We start from the raw sequence: 1,321 nt of genomic DNA, 5'->3' as shown, positions 1-1,321 counted from the left end.
GGGTCGTTATTGAGCATTCGATTTTCCCGCCAGCGGCCATTCAAGATCTTCGTATTCAACCGGTGGTTCCGTCCCAGCGACGGCCACTAAACCTCGCAAACTGCCGCAGGGTCACTTCCGAATCATGAGCAGTTCAGAGTCGGTGGTTCGGCGAACGCGCTCACTCTCAAAGAAAAGACAACTAACGATCTTGCATTTCTTACTCTGCGACATCCGATTGTCCCGTGGATAGCTAAACAGGCGGGTTTGGCAAGCGTGCGCGCAGTCTCATGTACCCGGCCAAGAAGCAAACTCTGACGGCGCTTACTGGACCTAGGCGCAGCGTCACGCCGAGCGGATTGCCGGGCAGCTCAGCGGCTGCAACGATGCCTGATTCGAGTCCTTTCGAAACCGAGTGCTAAAAATCGCTCGGCGCGACGGCTGGCGGCGCGCGCTTGGCAAAAGGGCAGAGTCACACCATGCAACGAAAGAAGTGTAGAATGTTACATGTAACTATTGGAGATCGGAATGGCCGCGACTTTGATCGAACGTGTGCGCGCGCACCGCGACGCGCTGCGCGCAGCCGGCTTGCGCCCGCTGCAAATCTGGGTGCCGGATACCCGCCGGGCCGGCTTTGCCGACGAATGTCGACGCCAGTCCCAGCAACTGCGCGGTGATCCGCACGAAGTGGATACGCTTGAGTTTTGGGAGGCGGCCGCCGATCGCGAGGGTTGGGAATGAGGCGGGGCGATCTCGTCGCGATTGCGCTGCAAGGCGACTACGGCAAACCGCGGCCGGCACTGATCATCCAGTCCGATCTATTCGACGCCCACCCGTCGGTGACGATCCTGCCGGTGACCAGTGAACTGCGCGCGACGCCGTTGTTTCGCATCGCGGTCGAACCGAGCGCTATTAACCAGTTGTCGAAGCCTTCACAAGTAATGGTCGACAAGGCACAGACGGTCGCGCGCGAGAAGATCGGCGCGGCGCTTGGCCGGCTGGAAGACGAGACGATGGTGGCGGTCACCCGAGCGCTGGCCGTTTTCATCGGCATCGGTTGAGCGCAGTTCTAGCTCGTGCGTAAGCGCTAAAAAGAGCGCACCTAGCGCGGTTGGCTTTTACGAGCGACGATTGCGTCCGCAACCTACATTGCGGACGCAGACCATGAGCGATGATGAGTTTGACTTTCTGCCACTCCGAGTCATTCGAGAATGCTCCAACGGCAAACGAAAGTACGACCCTGACGGGAAACGTCGATTGATTGAGGCGTGTTTGCGACCGGACGCGTCAATCGCCGGGCTCGCGCTCAGGGCTCAGGTGAACGCAAACCAGCTTCACAAGT

At 59.4% G+C, this 1,321-nt stretch carries 3 protein-coding genes; all 3 read left to right on the top strand.

Features of this window, described 5'->3' with window-relative positions; genetic code table 11:
- Positions 1-507: 507 nt before the first annotated feature.
- A complete protein-coding gene (locus QCE48_RS31560; protein WP_309788390.1) occupies positions 508-720 on the top strand; it encodes an antitoxin MazE family protein in 213 nt (70 codons plus the stop codon).
- Positions 717-1,040, top strand: coding sequence for a type II toxin-antitoxin system PemK/MazF family toxin (locus QCE48_RS31555; RefSeq protein WP_309788391.1), 324 nt, complete (start codon positions 717-719; stop codon positions 1,038-1,040). Before QCE48_RS31560 ends, QCE48_RS31555 begins: the two co-directional genes overlap by 4 nt.
- Positions 1,041-1,143: 103 nt before the next feature.
- The coding region (locus tag QCE48_RS31550; protein WP_309794467.1) for a transposase at positions 1,144-1,321 on the top strand (178 nt) is incomplete at its 3' end.

This window comes from Caballeronia sp. LZ024, from assembly GCF_031451455.1.
Lineage (GTDB): Bacteria > Pseudomonadota > Gammaproteobacteria > Burkholderiales > Burkholderiaceae > Caballeronia > Caballeronia telluris.
This window is presented reverse-complemented; position numbering and strand designations above follow the sequence as displayed.